Source organism: Bacillus inaquosorum KCTC 13429 (assembly GCF_000332645.1).
Lineage (GTDB): Bacteria > Bacillota > Bacilli > Bacillales > Bacillaceae > Bacillus > Bacillus inaquosorum.
The window spans coordinates 344,375-365,326 of the sequence record NZ_AMXN01000004.1 but is presented as its reverse complement, the minus strand read 5'-3'; the positions used below and the strand labels follow the sequence as shown (position 1 = coordinate 365,326).

At 46.5% G+C, this 20,952-nt stretch carries 21 protein-coding genes and 3 pseudogenes; 11 read left to right on the top strand and 13 right to left on the bottom strand.

Annotation, left to right across the window (positions count from 1 at the left end; genetic code table 11):
* Positions 1-4 precede the first annotated feature (4 nt).
* Positions 5-304 (top strand): annotated as a pseudogene (gene hlpB, locus BSI_RS08740) (HNH nuclease-like protein HlpB); the annotation flags it as partial.
* Between the two features lie 40 nt (positions 305-344).
* Here hlpB and BSI_RS08745 read toward each other — a convergent pair.
* The 8 genes from BSI_RS08745 to BSI_RS08770 all read right to left on the bottom strand — a co-directional run bounded on the left by BSI_RS08745 (position 345) and on the right by BSI_RS08770 (position 3,935).
* Positions 345-563 carry a spore germination protein gene (locus BSI_RS08745; RefSeq protein WP_003239412.1) on the bottom strand — a complete coding sequence of 73 codons (219 nt, stop codon included), beginning with the start codon at positions 561-563 and terminating at the stop codon, positions 345-347.
* A 31-nt stretch (positions 564-594) separates the two neighbouring features.
* Positions 595-996 carry a spore germination protein GerPE gene (locus BSI_RS0121270; RefSeq protein ID WP_032732143.1) on the bottom strand — a complete coding sequence of 134 codons (402 nt, stop codon included), beginning with the start codon at positions 994-996 and terminating at the stop codon, positions 595-597.
* Entirely contained in the window at positions 989-1,171 is a 183-nt protein-coding gene (gene gerPD, locus BSI_RS0121265; protein ID WP_019258000.1) for a spore germination protein GerPD, read from the bottom strand. The genes BSI_RS0121270 and gerPD overlap by 8 nt, the downstream gene beginning before the upstream one ends.
* A complete protein-coding gene (locus tag BSI_RS08750; RefSeq protein ID WP_003239411.1) occupies positions 1,168-1,785 on the bottom strand; it encodes a spore germination protein GerPC in 618 nt (205 codons plus the stop codon). The genes gerPD and BSI_RS08750 overlap by 4 nt, the downstream gene beginning before the upstream one ends.
* Before the next feature lie 23 nt (positions 1,786-1,808).
* Positions 1,809-2,042: a spore germination protein GerPB gene (locus BSI_RS08755; RefSeq protein ID WP_003239410.1), complete on the bottom strand. Its 234-nt coding sequence runs from the start codon at positions 2,040-2,042 to the stop codon at positions 1,809-1,811.
* Positions 2,043-2,055: 13 nt separating this feature from the next.
* Entirely contained in the window at positions 2,056-2,277 is a 222-nt protein-coding gene (locus BSI_RS08760; RefSeq protein WP_003239409.1) for a spore germination protein, read from the bottom strand.
* A 421-nt stretch (positions 2,278-2,698) separates the two neighbouring features.
* On the bottom strand, positions 2,699-2,869 hold the full coding sequence (yisI, locus tag BSI_RS08765) for an aspartyl-phosphate phosphatase YisI (protein WP_003239407.1): 171 nt from the start codon (positions 2,867-2,869) through the stop codon (positions 2,699-2,701).
* A 142-nt stretch (positions 2,870-3,011) separates the two neighbouring features.
* Positions 3,012-3,935: a CotH kinase family protein gene (locus BSI_RS08770; protein ID WP_003239404.1), complete on the bottom strand. Its 924-nt coding sequence runs from the start codon at positions 3,933-3,935 to the stop codon at positions 3,012-3,014.
* Positions 3,936-4,089: 154 nt separating this feature from the next.
* Between BSI_RS08770 and BSI_RS08775 the strand changes: the two genes are divergently transcribed.
* From BSI_RS08775 to wprA, 3 genes are all read left to right on the top strand, one after another.
* On the top strand, positions 4,090-4,995 hold the full coding sequence (locus BSI_RS08775) for a fumarylacetoacetate hydrolase family protein (RefSeq protein ID WP_003239402.1): 906 nt from the start codon (positions 4,090-4,092) through the stop codon (positions 4,993-4,995).
* 114 nt (positions 4,996-5,109) lie between these two features.
* Complete coding sequence (locus BSI_RS08780) at positions 5,110-5,466, top strand: YisL family protein (RefSeq protein WP_003239401.1); 357 nt, start codon at positions 5,110-5,112, stop codon at positions 5,464-5,466.
* Between the two features lie 165 nt (positions 5,467-5,631).
* Complete coding sequence (gene wprA, locus BSI_RS08785; RefSeq protein WP_003239400.1) at positions 5,632-8,316, top strand: cell wall-associated protease WprA; 2,685 nt, start codon at positions 5,632-5,634, stop codon at positions 8,314-8,316.
* A 32-nt stretch (positions 8,317-8,348) separates the two neighbouring features.
* Here the strand turns inward: wprA and BSI_RS08790 are convergent, their stop codons facing one another.
* On the bottom strand, positions 8,349-8,906 hold the full coding sequence (locus BSI_RS08790; RefSeq protein ID WP_003239399.1) for a DUF2777 domain-containing protein: 558 nt from the start codon (positions 8,904-8,906) through the stop codon (positions 8,349-8,351).
* A 169-nt stretch (positions 8,907-9,075) separates the two neighbouring features.
* Between BSI_RS08790 and asnB the strand changes: the two genes are divergently transcribed.
* Positions 9,076-10,920, top strand: coding sequence for an asparagine synthase (glutamine-hydrolyzing) (gene asnB / locus BSI_RS08795; protein WP_003239398.1), 1,845 nt, complete (start codon positions 9,076-9,078; stop codon positions 10,918-10,920).
* 81 nt (positions 10,921-11,001) lie between these two features.
* Positions 11,002-11,831: pseudogene (locus BSI_RS08800) on the top strand (phytoene/squalene synthase family protein).
* A gap of 28 nt (positions 11,832-11,859) precedes the next feature.
* On the opposite strand, the gene BSI_RS08805 reads toward BSI_RS08800, so the two are convergent.
* A complete protein-coding gene (locus BSI_RS08805; RefSeq protein ID WP_003239396.1) occupies positions 11,860-13,227 on the bottom strand; it encodes an MATE family efflux transporter in 1,368 nt (455 codons plus the stop codon).
* A 123-nt stretch (positions 13,228-13,350) separates the two neighbouring features.
* Here BSI_RS08805 and BSI_RS08810 point away from each other — a divergent pair, with 123 nt between their 5' ends.
* From BSI_RS08810 to iolX, 3 genes are all read left to right on the top strand, one after another.
* Positions 13,351-14,214 (top strand): AraC family transcriptional regulator, encoded by an 864-nt coding sequence (locus BSI_RS08810; protein ID WP_003239395.1) that lies wholly within the window; start codon positions 13,351-13,353, stop codon positions 14,212-14,214.
* Positions 14,215-14,231: 17 nt separating this feature from the next.
* Positions 14,232-15,245: a transcriptional regulator DegA gene (degA, locus tag BSI_RS08815; RefSeq protein WP_003239394.1), complete on the top strand. Its 1,014-nt coding sequence runs from the start codon at positions 14,232-14,234 to the stop codon at positions 15,243-15,245.
* A gap of 208 nt (positions 15,246-15,453) precedes the next feature.
* Complete coding sequence (iolX, locus tag BSI_RS08820; protein ID WP_003239393.1) at positions 15,454-16,482, top strand: scyllo-inositol 2-dehydrogenase; 1,029 nt, start codon at positions 15,454-15,456, stop codon at positions 16,480-16,482.
* Positions 16,483-16,544: 62 nt separating this feature from the next.
* On the opposite strand, the gene BSI_RS08825 is transcribed toward iolX, so the two are convergent.
* Positions 16,545-17,054, bottom strand: coding sequence for a DinB family protein (locus BSI_RS08825; protein WP_003239392.1), 510 nt, complete (start codon positions 17,052-17,054; stop codon positions 16,545-16,547).
* A 49-nt stretch (positions 17,055-17,103) separates the two neighbouring features.
* Positions 17,104-17,753, bottom strand: a pseudogene (locus BSI_RS08830) (LysE/ArgO family amino acid transporter).
* Between the two features lie 79 nt (positions 17,754-17,832).
* On the opposite strand from BSI_RS08830, the gene pdxR reads away from it, so the two are divergent.
* Positions 17,833-19,284: a MocR-like pyridoxine biosynthesis transcription factor PdxR gene (gene pdxR, locus BSI_RS08835; protein WP_080030842.1), complete on the top strand. Its 1,452-nt coding sequence runs from the start codon at positions 17,833-17,835 to the stop codon at positions 19,282-19,284.
* A 7-nt stretch (positions 19,285-19,291) separates the two neighbouring features.
* On the opposite strand, the gene BSI_RS08840 is transcribed toward pdxR, so the two are convergent.
* A complete protein-coding gene (locus BSI_RS08840) occupies positions 19,292-19,930 on the bottom strand; it encodes a pentapeptide repeat-containing protein (RefSeq protein ID WP_003239387.1) in 639 nt (212 codons plus the stop codon).
* A gap of 204 nt (positions 19,931-20,134) precedes the next feature.
* Here BSI_RS08840 and BSI_RS08845 point away from each other — a divergent pair, with 204 nt between their 5' ends.
* Positions 20,135-20,941 carry an alpha/beta fold hydrolase gene (locus tag BSI_RS08845; protein WP_032732142.1) on the top strand — a complete coding sequence of 269 codons (807 nt, stop codon included), beginning with the start codon at positions 20,135-20,137 and terminating at the stop codon, positions 20,939-20,941.
* Positions 20,942-20,952: the final 11 nt, after the last annotated feature.

Below are 20,952 nucleotides of genomic sequence, written 5' to 3'. Positions count from 1 at the left end.
GAATATGGCAAAGCAGACTGCCGGAATATGTGAGCTGTGCGGCCGAAGCGATGTCCAGCTGACAGAGCACCATCTCACACCGAAGGAAGAAGGCGGAACGTTCCTGCCGACAGCGATGCTCTGTATTCCTTGCCATAAACAGATTCATGCCTTATATACAAATCAAGAGCTTGCGGTTCGCTTAAACGGAATAGATGAACTCAGAAGCGATCCGCAGCTTGCCCGGTTTGTCAAATGGATCAGAAAACAGCCGCCTGAGAAGCTGATCAAAACAAAGAAATCAAATGAACGAAAAAAAGAAAAAATGACCAAAAAGCAGCCCTCTCTTTGCAGAGCGGCTGCTTTTATCCATTTCCAACCATATCCTGATCACTGACATCGGGGTCTATATAATTTGTCGCGTTGATTGCATTGTTTAATAGAAGGAAATCTCCCGTGTTTCCTGCTCCCGAACCGAGCGCAGATTTTGAAGAGCTTTTCGGAGATAGGTAAAAGGAATCACCAAAGTTTACGACTCCGCCCGATATGGAATTGATAGCTATAGGCCCGACAATTGCTGGCATAAACGACACCCTTTATCGAAGTCTCTGTTTATTATATGCTCTTGGCGGGCGATTGTGAGCGCGGTGACTGAATCTGTCTAATATGTTTGATTCTCGCATCGCCGCGGACATGCGAAGCCGCCCCCGCATGAAAAACAGAAGAGGATGAGACCCCTTGAATTTTGATGCTGCGTACATGAATGACCGGCACTTCGTGGCAAAATGCGCTTTGTACACCTGTTTCGGGAATCGGCTTCACTGCCTGCTGCTGAAAGATCTGGTACTCCTTTCTGTTAAATGAACCTTCATTTTCATAAAACGTTGAAAGCGAGCGCTGAACAGCCAGTACTTTTATCTTCATATCGATTTCGTTTGTATCGCCAACTTGAAACACACTTGATATTCCAAGAGAGTTAAATTTAATCAGCCTGATGCGGGAAATACGCTTAAGCATTATTCGACGGCAGCGGAGCAAACGGCCCGATGATAAGAGATTCAGGCGGCGTATCGAAAATAGAAGAAAGATAGATAGATTCAGTGTCTCCGATGTGGAAAACAGAGGAGCTGGATACACCATTCATCCGGATATCCCCGACTTCCAGGTTGCGGTTGATGACTGTAAAGATCATGCTTGATCATCTCCTTTCATTTCGGATGGGATATGTTCAAGAAAATGTTCTACAGCACGGATCACGTCACGCTTCACATGCTCAGCGATATGTTCTGCATATTGTTTAGGCGGTGTGTTTTCTTCTTTTTTGATATGGGACATATAATAGTGAATCCGGCTGTCCATTTGTTTTCTGATGTCTTCAATGACATGATGCCTGTTTGTATCGTCAAGCCTGCTGTCATACTGATTTTCAAGCTGCTCCAACACATTTGGGATTTCCTCGGTTAAGTACATGTCGACATTCTGGCGGATCTGCTGCATGAGCTGGGCGCTCTCTTCCTGCTGCATCATCCCGATTTCAGGTGCCGTTTGGCTGACTTCAAAATTTTGGACGCTGTTCGGGTCTGTCGGATTTAAACCGATATTCAATGTCCCGTCGAGCCTTTCGATTTTCAGCTGATCAAATTTATACTCCACACGCTCAATGGTAGTGGCCGGCCGCTGTTTCATCGTATTCATTTCAGCTTGAATCTCTTTCAGCTGCCGTTCGAGCTGCTGAATATGAAGCGCCTGCTGCTGAACGAAGGAATTCAAGTTTTGCAAGTAAGAGGAAACAGATTGGTCATACATGTTCTTTCACCTCTTTCATATGATTAACGGCCAGGAGGCTGGAGCGGGACCAATGTTCCTGTATCGGGCTCATCTAATTCAACTGGCTCCCCCTGAGCGGAAACCTCGGGGGCCGCTTCTACATAGCTGCCTGTATTGTACAGGTTAGAAAGCGATTTAATGGACCCGGCGCTTCCGATTTGCAGAATGGAGGAGTTGCTGATTGATTCCAGCCGGAGATAGTTAATTTGAATGGTTTGATTAATATAAAAGTTCATGAAGCACACTCCTTTACGCATTCCCTACGATCGGCTGATCAACTGCATCGTTGTCATACACATTCGTCGCGTTTTTGTAATTCATCACCTTGAGGCTGTCACCGGTATTAAAACTGCCCGCACCGGCAAACGTTCTGACCTCGGCCTGAGGAGAAATCGTAATACAGTCCCCGATGTGAATGACTCCGCTCGTACCAATCGCATTAATTTTAAACGCTCCGACAATGGCCGGCATACGAGCACATCCTTTGTTGAAATATTGAAAAAAGGCAGGTAAAGTATAATTAGAATTTGATTTTAATTGGGCTATTCACGATAGCTTATGACAAATGCACATATGTGTGAGAGAAAATTAGAGGGGACATATCGGCTTCAAATGTAAGCGATCGCATTTTTCGGACCGTTATGTTTAAACATTTCAAAAGCGGGTATTGAATAAACTGAGCGGAAATGCGGCGATGGATGCCGCTATCCGCCTGCGTGATTTTTGTTTCAGTTTCTATGGTGTTTTTGCGTGTAGGAAATGCTTTTTGGAGTATGTCGTGCTGCGGTATCCGTTTTTGGGCGGGCACATTCTCGCCCTGAGGTATATCCCTGAAGTGCTGAGCAAAAAGCGGAGTTACATGTGGTGTATTCAAATCGTTATAGAAAATGATTCACATACGGGAGTTTTCAGGATATCCCCCAAAAATCATTTCTTCTTTAATTCGGCTGTTCAGCAGACTGTCCAGCTTTTGGCTGCATTGAATCGTCTCCTTTGAATTCATGCCGTATTTTTGTGCTGTTTCAATTAGTGTGATTCTCATTTCTTCAATTTTACTGTTCATTACACGATCTCCAATTCTAGAATTTTATTTTGATAAATACAGGATATCGTTAGTATAACCTATTTTTGCTGAAAAGGTTGCCTTTCGTCAATTTGACTGAAAAAGCGACAATTTTTGTTGCGCTTTTTTATGGAAGGAAGGACTATAGTCTTGCTAAGTGTGCTTGCAAAAAGTCCTGCCGCTCCTCTATTTCTCTAAGTATATTTGTCTGCTCCTTTTCGAATTGCAAGGGGCTTTTTTTTATGAATGGATCATCATCAGCCTTTTGACAAATGTCAAGATGCCAATCTCTGATGAAAGGAGACAATCGTTCAATTGTAAACGACCGATTCAGCACGTTTTTCATTAACGTGTGATATTGCGACCGGAAGGCGGGAATGGAAAGAAGCCTTGACGAGAGCGTCTGCCCTTTAGTCAGCAGAGGGTCTTCGTCAGATCTTCCGTGTGCGGCAAGCGATCTGGTCTCTATCGGGGAAACGTGAAGCCGGCCGGATTCGTTTAAACACAATGTGTAATAAAAGCCTTGATTGGTGCAGGCGCTGCCGATCAGCCACAGAAAAAACAGTTTGACATCCAAATACATTTTAATGCGCTCAGCTAATTCGTCATCTCCAGCTGTACGGATCAGCATGAGAAATTCATGTAAGAACGCGGCAGATCCATCTTTGAAAACGGACAGCGGAACCCTCGGATCGGCGGTCTTCACTTGGTAACCTGCCCTATCGGCTAGCAGATGGTTCTTGATGCTCAAATAAATGCCTTCTGGCTGGCCATTGATGGTCAGAAAGCTGTACGAGGCAGCGGGAGCAGGAACGCCGATCTGATCAAAAAAACAATAGGCGAGCCTGCGCCGCATCAATGACGGGTCATCCTGTTCCGCATTCAAAAAAAGTGTGTTTTCACCAAGCAGAGACTTCTCCCAGCTGATTTCATAGGATGCCTTTTCCGCTCTGTCACGCTGTGTGAGAAGAATGGGAGAAACTGATCGGTCTGTCACCAAAAGCCCCTTGGCAGCTCCTTTTCTATTCAGCTGCTGCCGATGAAAAAATAAGTGTATGTTCTCCATATTCTTTCCTCCTCCTCAAAACGCCATTTGTATGATATGTGCAGCAAGCCCGTCCTGAAACGAAATGAAAACGGACACGAGAAAAAGGGATTTCAGCATTCGACAGAGAATACATGAAGGAGCATTCTGATTTAAAAGATGATGGAGGAATAACATGAAATTTGCGACAGGGGAACTTTACAACCGAATATTTGTCGGCCTGATCATTGATGATGATAAAATTATGGATTTGCAAAAGGCTGAAAAAAAACTGTTTGAACTTGAGACGATTCCGGGATCGCTGATTGAATGTATCGCAGAAGGGGATAAATTCGTTGCGCATGCAAGGCAACTGGCAGAGTGGGCAAAGAAACCGAATGATGAGCTGGGATCATTTATTTATTCATTATCTGAGGTGAAGCTTCATGCACCTATTCCTAAGCCGTCAAAAAATGTCATCTGCATCGGCAAAAACTACAGGGACCACGCGATTGAAATGGGAAGCGAGGCTGACATTCCGGAGCATCCGATGGTGTTTACAAAATCGCCAGTAACGGTTACAGGGCATGGTGATATTGTAAACAGCCATGAAGAGGTCACCTCTCAGCTCGATTATGAAGGAGAGCTTGCTGTCGTCATCGGAAAAAGCGGCACTCGCATATCAAAAGAAGACGCATATGACCATATTTTCGGATATACGATTGTGAATGATATCACGGCGCGTGATCTGCAAAAAAGGCATAAGCAGTTTTTTATCGGAAAAAGCCTGGATACGACATGTCCGATGGGACCCGTGCTTGTACATAAATCATTGATTCAGGAGCCTGAGCGCCTCAAGGTTGAAACGAGAGTCAACGGCGAGCTGCGCCAATCGGGATCGGCGAGCGATATGATCTTTTCCATTCCAGAATTAATTGAAACCCTCTCAAAGGGGATGACGCTTGAAGCGGGAGACATCATTGCCACCGGTACGCCGTCTGGTGTCGGAAAGGGATTTAATCCGCCAAAATTCTTGCGGTCAGGTGACAAAATCGACATTACGATTGACCCGATCGGAACGCTGTCAAACCAAATCGGCTGAATCAAACAGGAGGGCGGACTCGGACCCGCCCGTTTTTTCTGAGTCTATCTTTGTGGCAGAGGACAAGTTCATGGTACTATAAGTGGGGTAATTTATCTGATAGGGGGAACATATATGACACACCTACATATTACAACATGGGTGGTAGCGCTGATTCTGCTTTTCGTCAGCTACTCGCTGTATTCGTCACAAAGTGCGAAGGGCGCAAAAATCACTCATATGATTCTGCGGTTATTCTATATCCTTATTATTTTGACAGGAGCTGAGCTGTTTGTCCGTTTCGCCAACTGGAACGGAGAATACGCCGGAAAAATGATTCTTGGCATTATCACCATCGGTCTGATGGAAATGCTCCTCATCCGCAAGAAAAAAGACAAATCAACCGGAGGCTTATGGATCGGCTTCGTCATTGTACTTGTGCTGACAGTGCTGCTCGGCCTGCATTTGCCAATCGGTTTTCGATTGTTTTAATAGAAAAACGCAAACCCGGCTCTATGATAGAGTCGGGTTTTTGTATATTTCCCTCCTTATATTCCAAATCATTTAAAATAACCTTAAAATTCCCTGTAAGCGGTATCTCGTCCTATGAAATTATGATACCTTCAAGTAGATTCATTATTTTGCAGGAGGGATATCATGAAACGCAAAAAATTCAGCTCGTTTGTGGCGGCAGTGCTTATTTTTGCACTGATCTTCAGCCTTTTTTCTCCGGGAACCAAAGCGGCAGCGGCCGGTGCGATCGATCAGGCGGCGGCTCTGGAAAACGGCAAAGAACAGACAGGCACCATGAAGGAACCGGAACAGGTGAAATGGTACAAAGTGACTCCGGGAAAAGTGGATATTCAGAATCATTCACATATGGCATTGACCGTAAAGAGTGATTCAGCACTGAATGTATCTGTATATCCAAGTATGGAAAAAGCGCTTAAAGATGAAACGTTTGAGATGTACCGTTCTTACACAGCGGAGGATGGAAAAAGCGAAATCAATTTTCCATACGCGTGGAGCGGCCCTTACTATGTAAAAGTTGAATATCTAGGTGAAGAAGAACCAGAGGACGGCGGAACGGCAGAAGCAGCTGCGGAAGCCAAGTATACGATTGGATATAAAGGCACCAAAAAGCAGCCGTCAGATTTAGAAGAGGAAGAAGCTTGTCCGGTGGAAATGAGTGTCGATCAGAAAAAATCGGGAAAAAGCATCCTGGACAAGCTGAGAGCGATACGTGATGAGCAGCTGAGCCAAACAGCAGAAGGCAAAGAGCTGACTAGCCTTTACTACAAAGCGGCGCCGTTTATCGTGGCAAAGCTCGCACTCAATAAAACAGCGAGAAATGAAATTTATCAGGATCTTGTGACATTAAAGCCGTTGTTTGATGATGTGTCAGAAAACGGTGTGTCATCTTCATATAAGATTACTGAAAAGGATCAAAAGGCAATCAACCGGCTATACGATAAAGCTTTACAATCAGTCCCGTCTTTCCTTAAAGAGGAGATAAAGATACAGGCGGAACGATTAAATATCAAGCAGCTGCAAGGCAAAACAGCAGGAGCAGTGTTAACAGAAAACAATATTGCGGCAAAAAGTGAAGTTCAGACAACAAAGGTCATTTTCAAGGTGAAAGACAATAAAAGCCTCTCGTCAGTACATAACGAAATGAAGGGCTTTTCTGCAAGCGCGCAATCGAAAAAAGACATTTCTAATGTGAAAAAGGCAAAGAAACTGTTTGACAATCTCTACTCATTTGAACTGCCGAAAGATGAGAAACAAAACGGCACATATACGGCAAGCGCAAAACGGGTGAAAAGCGCTGCTACGACATTATCCAAGATGTCTAACGTAGAGTTTGCAGAACCTGTACAGGAATACAAAAGCCTGTCAAAGGATATTCAATACCCGTACCAATGGCCGCTTAAAAACAATGGTGATAACGGCGGAATTAAAAATGCGGATGTGAAATACGAGCCTGCCAGCACATTGCTGTCTAAACGCAAGCTGAACGATACATTAATTGCGGTAGTAGACACAGGTGTGGACAGCACGCTTGCTGATTTAAAAGGAAAAGTAAGAACCGATCTCGGGCGTAATTTTGTCGGACGAAATAACAACGCAATGGATGACCAGGGGCATGGGACGCACGTCGCCGGCATTATTGCTGCACAAAGCGATAACGGTTATTCAATGACTGGTTTGAACGCCAAAGCGAAAATTATCCCGGTAAAAGTGCTTGATTCCACAGGAGCAGGAGATACTGAACAAATTGCTCTCGGCATCAAATATGCTGCTGACAAAGGAGCAAAGGTGATTAATTTAAGCTTAGGCGGAGGCTACAGCCGCGTGATTGAATTTGCTTTGAAATACGCTGCTGACAAAAATGTCTTAATTGCCGCAGCCAGCGGGAATGACGGAGCCAATTTCTTATCGTATCCTGCTTCATCTAAATATGTGATGTCAGTCGGAGCAACGAACCGCATGGATATGACCGCGGATTTCTCTAACTATGGAAAAGGTCTGGATATCTCTGCTCCAGGGTCTGATATCCCGAGCTTAGTGCCTAACGGGAATGTCACGTACATGAGCGGAACATCCATGGCGACGCCATATGCTGCCGCTGCTGCAGGATTGCTGTTTGCTCAAAACCCTAAGCTGAAAAGAACAGAAGCAGAGGATATTTTGAAAAAGACGGCGGACGATATTTCCTTTGAAAGCGTCGATGGCGGGGAAGAGGAATTGTATGACGATAATGGCGATCCGATTGACATTCCAAAGACGCCTGGAATAGACTGGCACTCAGGCTACGGGCGGCTGAATGTCATGAAGGCTGTCAGCGCAGCTGATGTACAGCTCAAGGTCAACAAGCTTGAAAGCACACAAACAGCCGTCAGAGGAAGTGCGAAGGAAGGCACGCTGATCGAGGTGATGAACGGCAAGAAAAAACTCGGCAGCGCCAAAGCCGGAAAAGACAGTAAGTTCAAGGTCAATATCCCGACTCAAAAACAAGATCAAGTCTTGTATGTGAAAGCAACAAAAGGCGATGCGAAAACATCGTATAAAGTTGTCGTCGTCAAAGGAAAACCTTCCGGCACACCGAAAGTAAATGCTGTGAAAACGAAAGATACGGCAGTGAAAGGGAAGGCGAACAGCAAGGCAACGATCAGAGTGAAAAACAAATCAAAGAAAGTCATTGCTTCTGCCAAAGCTGACGCGAAAGGAACGTTCACGGTGAAAATTAAAAAACAAAAAGCCGGAACGGTGCTTTACGTCACGGCTGCTGATACAGACAAAAAAGAAAGCAAAGATGTAAAAGTTGTTGTTGAAAAGTAATCAAAAAGCGGTGCCTCGCTGCACCGCTTTTTTTATTTGCGCCCCCGCTGGACCGCTGAATACATAATGGATCGCTTTCCATTTGATGCCGTCCATTCGAACCGGTCTCCCGTCCCTTCGCTGCTGTAGTGATGCTGCACCGCGCATTGGGCGGTATCATTTGAAAAGTGATAAAAAGAAACACCCTGCTCCTCCGAAATATTCGAAAAAACGCCTTTATTATAAGAAAACACACAATCGAATACCGATAAGCCGAAGCTGTGCAAGTGCTGCAAAAATGCGAGAAAGGTTTCGTCATCAAGCGAATCCAAAAGTGCCATGAGCGGCCGCTTGACTGATTTTTCATAGCGGATGCGTTCTCCGCCGGAAAGGGTGATGTTTTCTTCACCGCATGCCAGAATCAATTGATCCTGAAAGCCGGCCTGCTCCCACTTTCCTTTATGCTGTATCCAGATTGGGCTGTGATGGAGACTGTCCGCCAGCAGTATATCGCCTTCCTCGTTTTCGATTAAACAGATGCCGTCTTCGATGAGGATGGTGCCGTACTCCCACTTTCGTTCCTCTGTATATATCAATTGTTTCCGTTCCATACATGCTGTCTCCTTTTTCTTCTTTCCTCTCCTTTCTATCCAATTCAAGCCTGTCCCATACAACTCTTTTGTGGACAAATCAACTATCTGCCTATAGATGCATAAACTTACTAAGGTGCTGAAAGAAACGAAATTGTTACGAAAGAAACGGGATTGGAGCTGATATCACATGTGTGGAATTACGGGTTGGGTCGATTTTAAAAAGCAGCTCGTCCAGGAAAAACAAACGATCAACAGAATGGCAGACACTCTTTCCAAACGGGGGCCTGATGATTCTAACGTTTGGGGAGAGCATCATGTTTTATTCGGACATAAAAGGCTTGCGGTCGTTGATATAGAAGGCGGACGCCAGCCGATGGCATGCACCTTTAAAGGAAATACGTACACCATTATTTATAATGGCGAGCTGTATAACACGGAAGATCTGCGCAAAGAATTGCGGGCGCGGGGCCATCAGTTCGAGCGGACATCAGATACCGAGGTGCTGCTGCACAGCTACATTGAATGGCAGGAAGACTGTGTAGACCATCTCAATGGCATATTTGCTTTTGCTGTGTGGGATGAAAAGCGCGATCTGCTGTTTGCGGCGAGAGACCGTCTCGGCGTGAAGCCGTTTTTTTATACGAAGCAAGGCTCTTCTTTTCTCTTCGGGTCGGAAATCAAAGCGATCCTTGCACACCCTGATATAAAAGCACGGGTGGACAGAACAGGACTTTCTGAAATTTTCGGGCTTGGGCCGTCCAGAACCCCGGGCACCGGCGTATTTAAAGGCATAAAAGAAGTCCGGCCGGCCCATGCGCTGACGTTTTCCAAAGACGGGCTGAATATTTGGCGTTATTGGAATGTCCAAAGCGAAAAACATACTGATGGTTTTGGTGATACTGTTGCCAATGTCAGATCATTGTTTCAGGATGCGGTGACGCGGCAGCTTGTGTCGGATGTGCCGGTTTGCACATTCCTATCAGGCGGACTGGACTCAAGCGCCATTACTGCGATCGCGGCAGACCATTTTGAAAAGGAAGGGAAAGCGCCGCTTCATACTTATTCGATTGATTACGAAGAGAACGATAAATTTTTTCAAGCGAGTGCCTTTCAGCCCAATGATGACGGACCATGGATTGAAAAAATGACAGAGGCCTTCGGCACGACGCACCACAAATGCGTGATCAGCCAAAAAGATCTCGTCGATCATTTGGAGGAAGCCGTGCTGGTCAAAGATTTGCCTGGTATGGCTGATGTCGACTCGTCTCTGCTGTGGTTTTGCCGGGAAATCAAAAAGGACTTTGTCGTCAGCCTGTCGGGAGAGTGCGCGGATGAGATTTTCGGCGGGTATCCGTGGTTCCATATGGCAGACGTTGAGTCGGGCTTCCCATGGATGAGGTCGACGGAGGAGCGGATCAAGCTGCTTTCTGATTCGTGGCAGAACAAATTGAATCTCAAAGAATACGTAAATGCCAAATATGAAGAAACCTTGGCAGAAACGCCATTATTAGACGGAGAAACGGGTGTGGACAAAGCAAGAAGACAGCTGTTCTATTTAAATATGCTTTGGTTTATGACGAATCTTTTGGATCGCAAGGACCGGATGAGCATGGGGGCGAGCCTTGAAGTGCGGGTGCCGTTCGCGGATCACCGGCTCGTGGAATATGTCTGGAATATCCCGTGGGAAATGAAAATGCATGACAACCGGGAGAAAGGCATTTTCCGTAAAGCGCTTGAAGGCATTTTGCCTGATGACATTCTGTATCGCAAAAAAAGCCCGTATCCGAAAACACACCACCCGGAATATACAAAAGGCGTCAGCGAATGGCTGAAAACGATCAGAAGCCAAAAGGACTCCGTGCTCCATACCCTGCTGGATAGAAAACAATTGGATCAGCTCTTAGAAACAGAAGGCTCCTCCTTCAAGGTTCCATGGTTCGGGCAGCTCATGAAGGGGCCTCAGCTGATCGCCCACCTTGCTCAAATTCATACATGGTTTGAAGCGTATCGCATTGATATTGATGAGGGATAAAGAAAAAGCCGATTCTGCGCAAAGGAATCGGCTTTTTCTTCATATACAATTGCGAGAAAACATAATAGACTTGAAGAAGCAGTGATACATAGGAGTGAAAAGAAATGAAAGAGATAAAAGAAGTCTATCAGCAGTGCGGCCAGATCGTCAGCGCCCGCGAACCAGCCTGTTACAAAGCATTCTCGTTTCTTCCGCTGAAGCAAAGGCAGGCAGCTTGGGCGGTTATGGCGTTTTGCCATACGGCAGCCAATGCGGATGAGAAGGCGTTATCTGCCATTGAAGCTGAGGCTGAGCATGTTTTTTCCGGGACATATAACGGGAATCATGTTTTATGGAAGGCTTTCAGCCACGCGTATCAGACCTTTACATTGGACAGCGAGCCATTCCGTGAGTTCATTACCGCACAGAAAGCGGAAGATAAACCGTTCGAAAGCCTTGATGAACTGCTCATGCACGCATACCAGACGGGCGGCTCGGCCGGATTGATGCTTCTCCCGACTATGGCGCGCCGGCATCAGGAACAGCTTACACATGCAGCCGGCTCTCTCGGTTTAGCGATTCAGCTGATTCGGCTTCTGAGAGATATCGGCACGGACCAACAGCAAAAAAACCGCATCCCCCGGCAGGTGATGCAGCAATTTGGATATACAGAGGACGACCTTCAAAATGGCGTCGTGAATAAGGCGTTTACTATGACATGGGAGTATATCGCTTTTGAAGCGGAAGCCTATCTTGAGGAGTGTCTGGATGCATTGCCGCTATTTCCGTTATATTCACAAAAAACGGTGAAAGCCGCTCTTCATTTGTACCGGGCTGTTTTAGAAAAAATCCGGGCGGAGCAGTATGATGTATTTCAACATCAATACGCCCTCACAGAGAATGAAGTGAAGCGGATTCTGTCTGACATATAAAAAACACCCGGCCTTATTGAGCCGGGTGTTACGCCACACCTTTTTGAATCCAGATACGGGAGCGCCATCTTCTGTACATTAAGATTCCACGGACCCATTCGTCCGCAATAAAGGAAATCCAAACGCCGGCAAGACCGAAACCGAGGTGGATGCCGAATAGATAAGCAAGCGGGAGGCCGATGCCCCACATCGAAATCATTGCCATGTAAACCGGGAATTTCGCATCCCCCGCGGCACGCAGGGAGTTAATGATAATGACATTAAATGAGCGGCCCGGTTCAAGGATAATTGTCATGGCAATTAAAAGACTCGCAGTCGCAATAATATCAGGGCTTTGTGTAAAGATGCCGATCAGGTCTTTTGAAAAGATCGTCATCAAAACCGATGTGGCCGCAGCAATTCCGAGTGCCCAATATAAGCTCTTCATGCAGCGCTCATACGCGGCATCAAACTGTTTGCCGCCGATATAGCGGCCGATTAAAATTTGTGTGCCCTGGCTGATTGCAGTGCCAAACAGCAAAATAAACATCGTAATATTTTGCGTATACACTTTTGTTGTCAAAGCCTGTGCGCCCATGATGGCGATAAAATAAGTGACAATCATTTGCGAAAGGTTGTATGAAAGCTGTTCTCCCGCAGAAGGGATGCCGATTTTCAGCAGCTTGCGCAAATGCTCTTTATGCATATGAAAGACTTTTTTCAATGACATCTTCAACTGGATGCGTTTGTTGACAATGACAATCATCGCGATTAATCCGATGACGCGGGCGATAGATGTGGACATGGCCACACCGGCGACGCCGAGAACAGGAAAGCCGAACAGACCGAAAATCACAACAAAGTTTCCGGCAATGTTTAAAATGTTCATGCCGATTGTGACAAACATTGTATCTTTTGTGTAGCCGTAGCTTTTTAAGATCGCGCTAAATGTCATGATTAAAGCCTGAATAAAGGACAGGCCTCCGACAACTTGTAAAAAGACCTTCGCATCAGGCATCAGCTCGTTTGATAATCCCATCATATGAAGCAGAGGGACAGCCGCGAAAAAGACGACGGCGCTGATGGCAAGGCTGATGAAGAAGTTGGCGCCGATTGACACATAAGCGACTTCCATGGCTTCTTTCTTTTGCCGTGACCCTAAAAATTGTGAAATGATCACAGTCGTTCCTGTTGCGATAAAGCTGAACATCACGATAATTAAATTCAAAATCTGGTTGCTGACACCGACCGCCGCCACGCTGTTATCTGAGTATTGGCTGAGCATGAGTGTATCGGCATTACCCATAAACATATATAATGAGACCTCAATAAAGATCGGCCAAGTAAGCGAAAATAATGAGAACGATTTGTCAGCGGGTTTTTTCAAAGCAGTTGATTTGAAGACAGCTTGTTTCATCGTGTCTAACCCCTTTCGTAAATAAAATCAACGTTTTAAAGTGTACCTCCATTTCCTTATAATAAAAAGGGAGAGAAACGATACTTCTTGCAAAAATCCGACTTAATAAGGAGGATGATCAAAATGCCTTGCATCCTGTTTACAGTCCCGCCTTTTCCGGTATTTATTGCAGCCGGAGAAGGGGTTTTTAAAAAGGGAGAAACCCATGTGAAGCGCGTTTTTTCTGTATTTGATCTGATATACGTCAAGCAGGGAACGCTTTATATAACGGAAAATGAAAAATCGTTCTCTGTTGAAGGCGGCGAGTACATCTTGCTTTCTCCCGGTCTTGAACACTATGGGACGAAGGGCAGTGATGAAGCAACCTCCTATTATTGGCTTCACTTTGATGAACATCGATATGAATTTACGGCAAAGGGAGGGAGCAACTGGTCTGAGCTTCAGCAGGAAAAAGGGAGCTTCGAGGAGCCGGCCCGCTACGGACTTGCTTTGCCGAGAAAAGGCAAGGTGCAGCGCCCGCAGTTTCTGGCGCAGCAGTTTGAAAGGCTCATAGATTACTCTGCGGAAAACTCCGATTTGCCGCTTAGAAAGCAAATCTTATTTGAGGAGCTGATGCTGCACCTTCAGAAAGAGGCATTTCAAATTCCATCTGCAAAAGAGCGGGTTGCCTGGGAGGCGGCCCGGTACTTACAGGAGCATTTTAAGGAGAAGACGACAATCAAAGATCTCTCGCTCGCCCTTCACTATAATCAGGATTATGTGAGCCGCTGCATGCAGCAGGTGCTCGGCGTCACACCGGCGCAATACACGAACCGGGTGAGAATGACGGAAGCGAAGCGCCTTTTATCCTCTACAAATGATAAAATGGGCGTCATTGCGGAAACGGTCGGAATGGAAGACCCGACATACTTTTCAAAACTCTTTAAGCAGATAGAAGGCATTTCACCAATTGAATACCGGAAAATTGTCAGCCGGAAAGTTCAATAACCAGACGAGGGATGAACATGAAAACAACAATCTACGATGTGGCAAGGGCAGCGGGTGTCTCGATCACAACTGTGTCGCGTGTCATTAACAATACGGGCAGAATCAGCGGCAAAACGCGGCAGAAGGTGATGAATGTCATGAAGGAAATGGCATACACGCCCAATGTCCACGCCGCGGCGTTAACGGGAAAACGGACGAATATGATCGCTCTCGTGGCGCCTGATATTTCAAATCCGTTTTACGGCGAACTTGCCAAAAGCATTGAGGAAAGAGCGGATGAGCTCGGTTTTCAAATGATGATTTGCAGCACCGATTACGATCCGAAAAAAGAAACGAAATATTTTTCAGTGCTGAAGCAGAAAAAGGTGGACGGGATTATTTTTGCGACAGGAATTGAGAATCATGGCAGCATGTCTGCTTTGGAGGAAATCGCCAGCGAGCAAATTCCGCTTGCCATGATTTCTCAGGATAAGCCGCTGCTTCCGATGGATATTGTCGTGATGGATGACGTTCGTGGCGGGTATGAGGCTGCCAAGCATCTTCTGTCACTCGGCCACACGAACATCGCCTGCATTGTGGGAGATGGGTCAACGACGGGTGAAAAAAACAGAATCAAAGGCTTCCGTCAGGCGATGGAGGAAGCGGGCGTGCCTGTCGATGAATCGCTTATCATCCCGACGCGGTTTTCTTTGGAAAGCGGCAAGGAAGAAGCGGGAAAATTGCTGGACAGGAACGCCCCAACGGCTATTTTTGCCTTCAACGACGTATTGGCTTGCGCCGCCATACAAGCTGCGAGAATAAGAGGCATAAAAGTGCCCGATGACCTTTCTATCATCGGTTTTGATAACACGATACTTGCAGAAATGGCTGCCCCGCCCCTGACCACCGTGGCCCAGCCGATTAAAGATATGGGGCGAAGCGTCATCGAACTGCTGGCAGAAGCAATCGAAGGAAAACGAAAGACGAAACAAAAAATAGTGCTGCCGCCTGAGCTTGTGGTCAGACTTTCTACAGCACCACTCAAAACATGAGCCCGCAAATGAGCGGGTTCTTTTCGTTTTGACAGTTGAAGCTAAAAAACATATTGCGTGTTAACAAGAGGCGGTGTAAAATGAAATCATCTTTTAAGAAAGCGCTTGCGCAACGTGTTAAAGCGGATTGAACCGCTGTTTTTTTAGCTGGTAAGAGAAAGCGCTTTCTCGAAGCGATCCTGAAATGAGATAAAGGAGAGGATGGGACGTGGAACATCAAGTAAGATGCGCAGTATTGGGGTTAGGAAGGCTCGGTTATTATCATGCGAAAAATCTCGTCACCAGTGTTCCGGGGGCAAAACTGGTCAGTGTCGGTGACCCGTTGAAAGGGAGAGCGGAGCAGGTGGCCAGAGAATTCGGTATCGAAGAATGGTCAGAGGACCCATACGAGTTGTTAGAAGATCCCGGCATTGACGCTGTCATTATCGTAACGCCGACAAGCACACATGGCGATATGATCATCAAAGCAGCGGAGAACGGTAAGCAAATCTTCGTTGAAAAACCACTGACATTAAGCCTTGAGGAATCAAAAGCAGTTTCTGAAAAAGTGAAAGAGACAGGTGTTATTTGCCAAGTCGGCTTTATGAGGCGGTTCGATCCCGCGTACGCAGATGCCAAACGGCGGATCGACGCTGGGGAAATCGGCAAACCCATCTATTATAAAGGTTTTACGCGCGATCAAGGAGCGCCTCCCGCAGAGTTTATCAAACACAGCGGCGGGATCTTTATTGACTGCTCTATCCATGACTATGATATTGCCCGATATTTGCTCGGTGCGGAGATCACTTCTGTTTCGGGACACGGCAGGATCTTGAACAACCCGTTTATGGAGCAGTACGGCGATGTGGATCAGGCGCTGACGTATATAGAATTTGACTCCGGCGCAGCGGGAGATGTCGAGGCAAGCAGAACCTCTCCATACGGACATGACATCCGGGCGGAAGTTATTGGGACAGAGGGCAGTATTTTCATAGGGACATTGAGAAATCAACATGTGACCATCCTGTCGGCGAAAGGGAGCAGCTATGATATTATCCCAGACTTTCAAACTCGTTTTCATGAAGCCTACTGCTTAGAGCTGCAGCACTTTGCCGAGTGTGTCCGGAATGGAACAACGCCGATCGTGACGGATGTCGATGCAACGATCAATTTAGAAGTCGGCATTGCCGCGACCAATTCGTATCGAAGCGGCAGGCCTGTACAGCTGGATGTGAGTCGTGCTCATACTAGTTTGTAAACGTTATCATATTGCGCCTGCAACTTCCGCAAATCGTTCTTAGCAAAAAAAGCAAGGACAGTTTAGCCCTTGCTTTCGCTCTTTTCATATAAATAATACACATAATCAGTAGGTACGCCTGAATGGCCAAGCTGTCTCAGCATTGCAGTCACGTTCCCTCTGTGATAAGTGCCGTGATTGACGACATGCAGGATGATGTCTGCATAGGTTGTTTCCAGTGTCCCGAGTTTCGGATGTTTCATTGAGAAGGTCTGTTCCAAGTCTATCTGTCGGCTGAAGAAATCATGATACTGTGCCTCCAACTCGGAAGCATGCTGTTTAATCGCTGCTATATCACCTTGCGCGGACTCGAATTTGCCTACGCTGTCTATGATCTCTTGGTAGGCAACTTCCGAAAGAACGTTCAGCCAAATGTAGTCAGCCCTGCACATATGAAGCAGCACGTCGCTGACAGAAGGGAATACGCTCTTTACTTCTTGATAAGCAGTTTCCTCCGGCAGGTTTTCGATATGGTTAAATATTCGCTTGTTTGCCCAAGAATGGTAGTCATAAAACTGTTTTGCATCAGTCATTAGCATTGCCTCCTTTTCTAAGACATTCGCTGTTTCAATTGTTATTCCTTCAATTGCTGAAGAGCGATACCCCGAAATATCCTGCTGCTGCCCACATCACCACTGCAGAGCATTTGTTTACAATCAGCATAAGCCTGCCGCTCGTATCTATCGTCTGAAACAGCCGGCCCGCTATCGCAAGACTGATAAACCAAAACCAAGAGACAGTGACACAGGCAGCCATAAAGAGCCATTTCTCAAGCCCAGAATATTGGAGTGAGCTTGTGCCGATGACACCGATCGTGTCCAGAATAGCGTGTGGATTTAATAGAGAAACGGCGGCCGCAAACGCAGCTTGTTTTTTCGCTGTGAACGTATTTTTCTCATTTTGGTTTGCTTTCGGACGGCTGTTCCATGTCACCCAGCCCATATAGAGGAGAAATAAAAATCCCCCGGCCATCATTACCGTTTCAAACACAGGCACCTGCTGCACAATGACAGATACACCAGCAACCGCTGACACAATGAGCAGGGTATCGCAGACAGAAGCGCTGATGACGGCGGGGAGTGCCCGCCAAATATGCCTTTGCCACGCTCCTTGATGAAAAATAAACACATTCTGCGCTCCCAGCGGCAAAATCAAGCCAAACGCTAGCACAACTCCGTGGATGATTGCATTCATGCTGAAAAAACTCCCTTCACATCTGTTGTTTCAATCATAAGGGAGATTTTCTATCATGTCTCCGGCCATTTGGTTGGGTTTAGAACCAGCCAAATGTATAATGTGAAAAAAGGGGGCATGACTATGTCGCAATGGCAGCCAAGCCGAGATTCGGATATTCCGCTGCATCGGCAGATTGAACAATACATGAAAGACAAAATTCTTCACGGAGAGTGGGCTGTAGGGACGAAAATCCCTTCACAGAGAACGCTGGCCGACATGTTTCAAGTCAACCGCAGCACAGTGACAGCAGCCATTGATGAACTCACGTCTCAAGGCCTGTTAGAGGGGAGGAGAGGAGGCGGCACGAAGGTTGTAAACAGTACTTGGAGCGTGCTGGCCGCTGAGCCTCCGCTCAATTGGAGCGATTACGTCCGTTCAGGAATTCATCACCCTAATTCTTCTATCATTCAGGATATAAATCAAAATGAACCAAGAGCGGATATCATCAGATTAGGCACAGGAGAGCTTTCACCGGATCTGCTGCCTGCTGATACAATGCGCCGGATGTTTCAGCAGATCAATCCGCACGGTCTGTCTTTAGGGTACGAGCAGCCGAAAGGAAACCGTCAGCTGCGGGAGGCGGTGGCGGAGCATTTAAAAGGAAAGCAGATCCATGTGTCACCGTCAGCGATTTTAATTGTGTCAGGCGCGCTTCAGGCGCTTCAGCTCATCTCGATCGGGCTTCTGAAACGAGGTTCTGTCATTTTGACTGAAAAACCTTCTTATCTTCAATCTTTGCATGTGTTTCAATCAGCGGGGATGCGGCTTCGCGGCTTGCCGATGGATGAAGCAGGTATCAAAGCGGGGCTTGTTTCTTCTTATCGAAAACAATACGGAGGACAGCTGCTTTACACGATTCCGTCGTTTCATAATCCGACAGGCATTGTCATGTCAGAACAGCGAAGGAAAGAGATCATCAGCCTTTCAAAAAAAGAGCAGCTGCCGATCATTGAGGATGATGCATACGGTGATATATGGTTTGAAGAAAAACCGCCGCAGTCCTTAAAAGCAATGGATCATGGAGGCAATATTCTGTATCTGGGCACTTTTTCAAAAACAGTGAGCCCCGGCCTTCGAATCGGCTGGCTTGTCGGACCGGAGCCGGTCATTGAAAGGCTGGCAGACATTAAAATGCAGACAGACTACGGATCGAGCGGCCTGTCCCAGTGGGCGGCTGCCGAGTGGCTGTCACAGGGGTATTATGAAGAGCATCTGACAAGGATACGGAGGGTGCTAAAACAAAGGAGAGACGCGGCGCTTCATTTTCTTAAGCAGTATGCAGGGGACATCGCGACGTGGCGGATTCCCGCCGGAGGCTTTTATATTTGGGTTACATTTCACAAAACCTTGCCTATCAGCCGTTTCTTTCATAAATTGCTGAAACAGCAGGTGCTGGTGAATCCCGGTTCCATTTATGACGGCGAAGACCGAAACAGCATCAGGCTGTCATATTCCTATGCATCTCTTGCGGATTTGGAAACAGGCATTAAAGCGGCAGCCGATACAGCCCGCCGCCTGATGTCCTAAGCTTTTGTTATACAATGACAGCTCCCAGCGCCCTGACGAAAGCAATCGCGTGCTCCGGCGCGATTTTGCAGCCTTTCAATTTGTCGAGGGAGACATGAAGCTGTTCAAAACGGCAGGTGCTGATGTCCATATTTTGAAGGGACGTGCCGGTAAAGCTGGCGCCTTCCAGTTCGCACCCGTCAAAGTGTGATTGCTGGAGCGCCATATTGCTGCACTCACTTTGCATAAGGGCACAGTGATCAAATCGAACTTGTTTCATATTTGAGTACGAAAATGAACTGAAATGTCCGTGGCATTCCTCGAATGAAACATTCCGCAGCGTTGATTCCGCCAAATTCATTCCAACCATTTTTGATTGCTTTACTGAAGTCCTGTGAATGACAGCCCCGCTGAAATCGGCGTTCGACAAATCACATTTTTCAAAGATCACATCTGTCAGTTCGATATGCCGGAAAGATACATCGATAAACACAACATTTCTGAATACCGTTTTTTCCACACAAAGTCTTTCAATATCTTCGCCGCAGATTGTACAATCTTCAAACAAATACATGCTGATGACATCATCCTGCGTAGCGGTTTCGTAAAAATCGGCGGTTTGCAGGTTTTCCGGTATGTGCGGTTTTTGAATCACTGTTTTATTCATGTGATGACATCCTTTACTGCCCGAAAACCAGAGGCCTTCGGGATCAATTTAATAGATCGTTATGGAATTTGATACATATAGTAAACCGTGAAGAGCCTTTTCTTGGTACAGCAGCCCGCTTGTTTTGTAAGCATAAATGGAAAGCTTCCTGTACGTCAAGGCGGTTACAGGCCGGGAAAGAAAAGGGAACAGGAGGAATATGGAATGGGGCATTACGTCAAAACCGAGGAGCATGTGACACTGTTTGTAGAGGATATCGGGCATGGAAGGCCGATCATCTTTTTGCACGGGTGGCCGCTGAATCATAAGATGTTTGAATATCAAATGAATGAGCTTCCGAAAAGAGGATTCCGTTTTATCGGCATTGATTTACGGGGATATGGGCAATCTGATCGCCCGTGGGAAGGCTACGATTATGACACGATGGCAGATGATGTGAAGGCAGTCATTTATACGCTGCAGCTTGAGAACGCGGTTCTTGCCGGTTTTTCGATGGGCGGCGCAATCGCCATCCGTTATATGGCAAGGCATGAAGGAGCCGATATTGGCAAGCTGATATTATTGTCTGCAGCGGCGCCCGCATTTACAAAACGACCGGGTTATCCGTACGGGATGAGGAAGCAGGATATTGACGATATGATTGAACAATTCAAAACGGATCGGCCCAAAACACTGGCTGATTTAGGGACACAGTTTTTTGAGAAAAACGTGTCTCCGGAGCTCAGACTTTGGTTTCTCAATCTGATGCTGGAGGCTTCCTCCTACGGGACGATTCACTCGGGCATTGCATTAAGAGACGAGGATCTCAGAAAGGATCTTGCATCGATCAAGGTTCCGACGCTGATCCTGCACGGAAGAAAGGATAAAATTGCGCCGTTTGATTTTGCGAAAGAATTGAAGCGCGGCATCAAACAGTCGGAATTGGTTCCGTTTGTAAACAGCGGGCACGGAGCTTTTTATGAAGAAAAAGAGAAGATCAACCGTTTGATTGCACAGTTTGCGGGAACATGAGAAAAAACCCG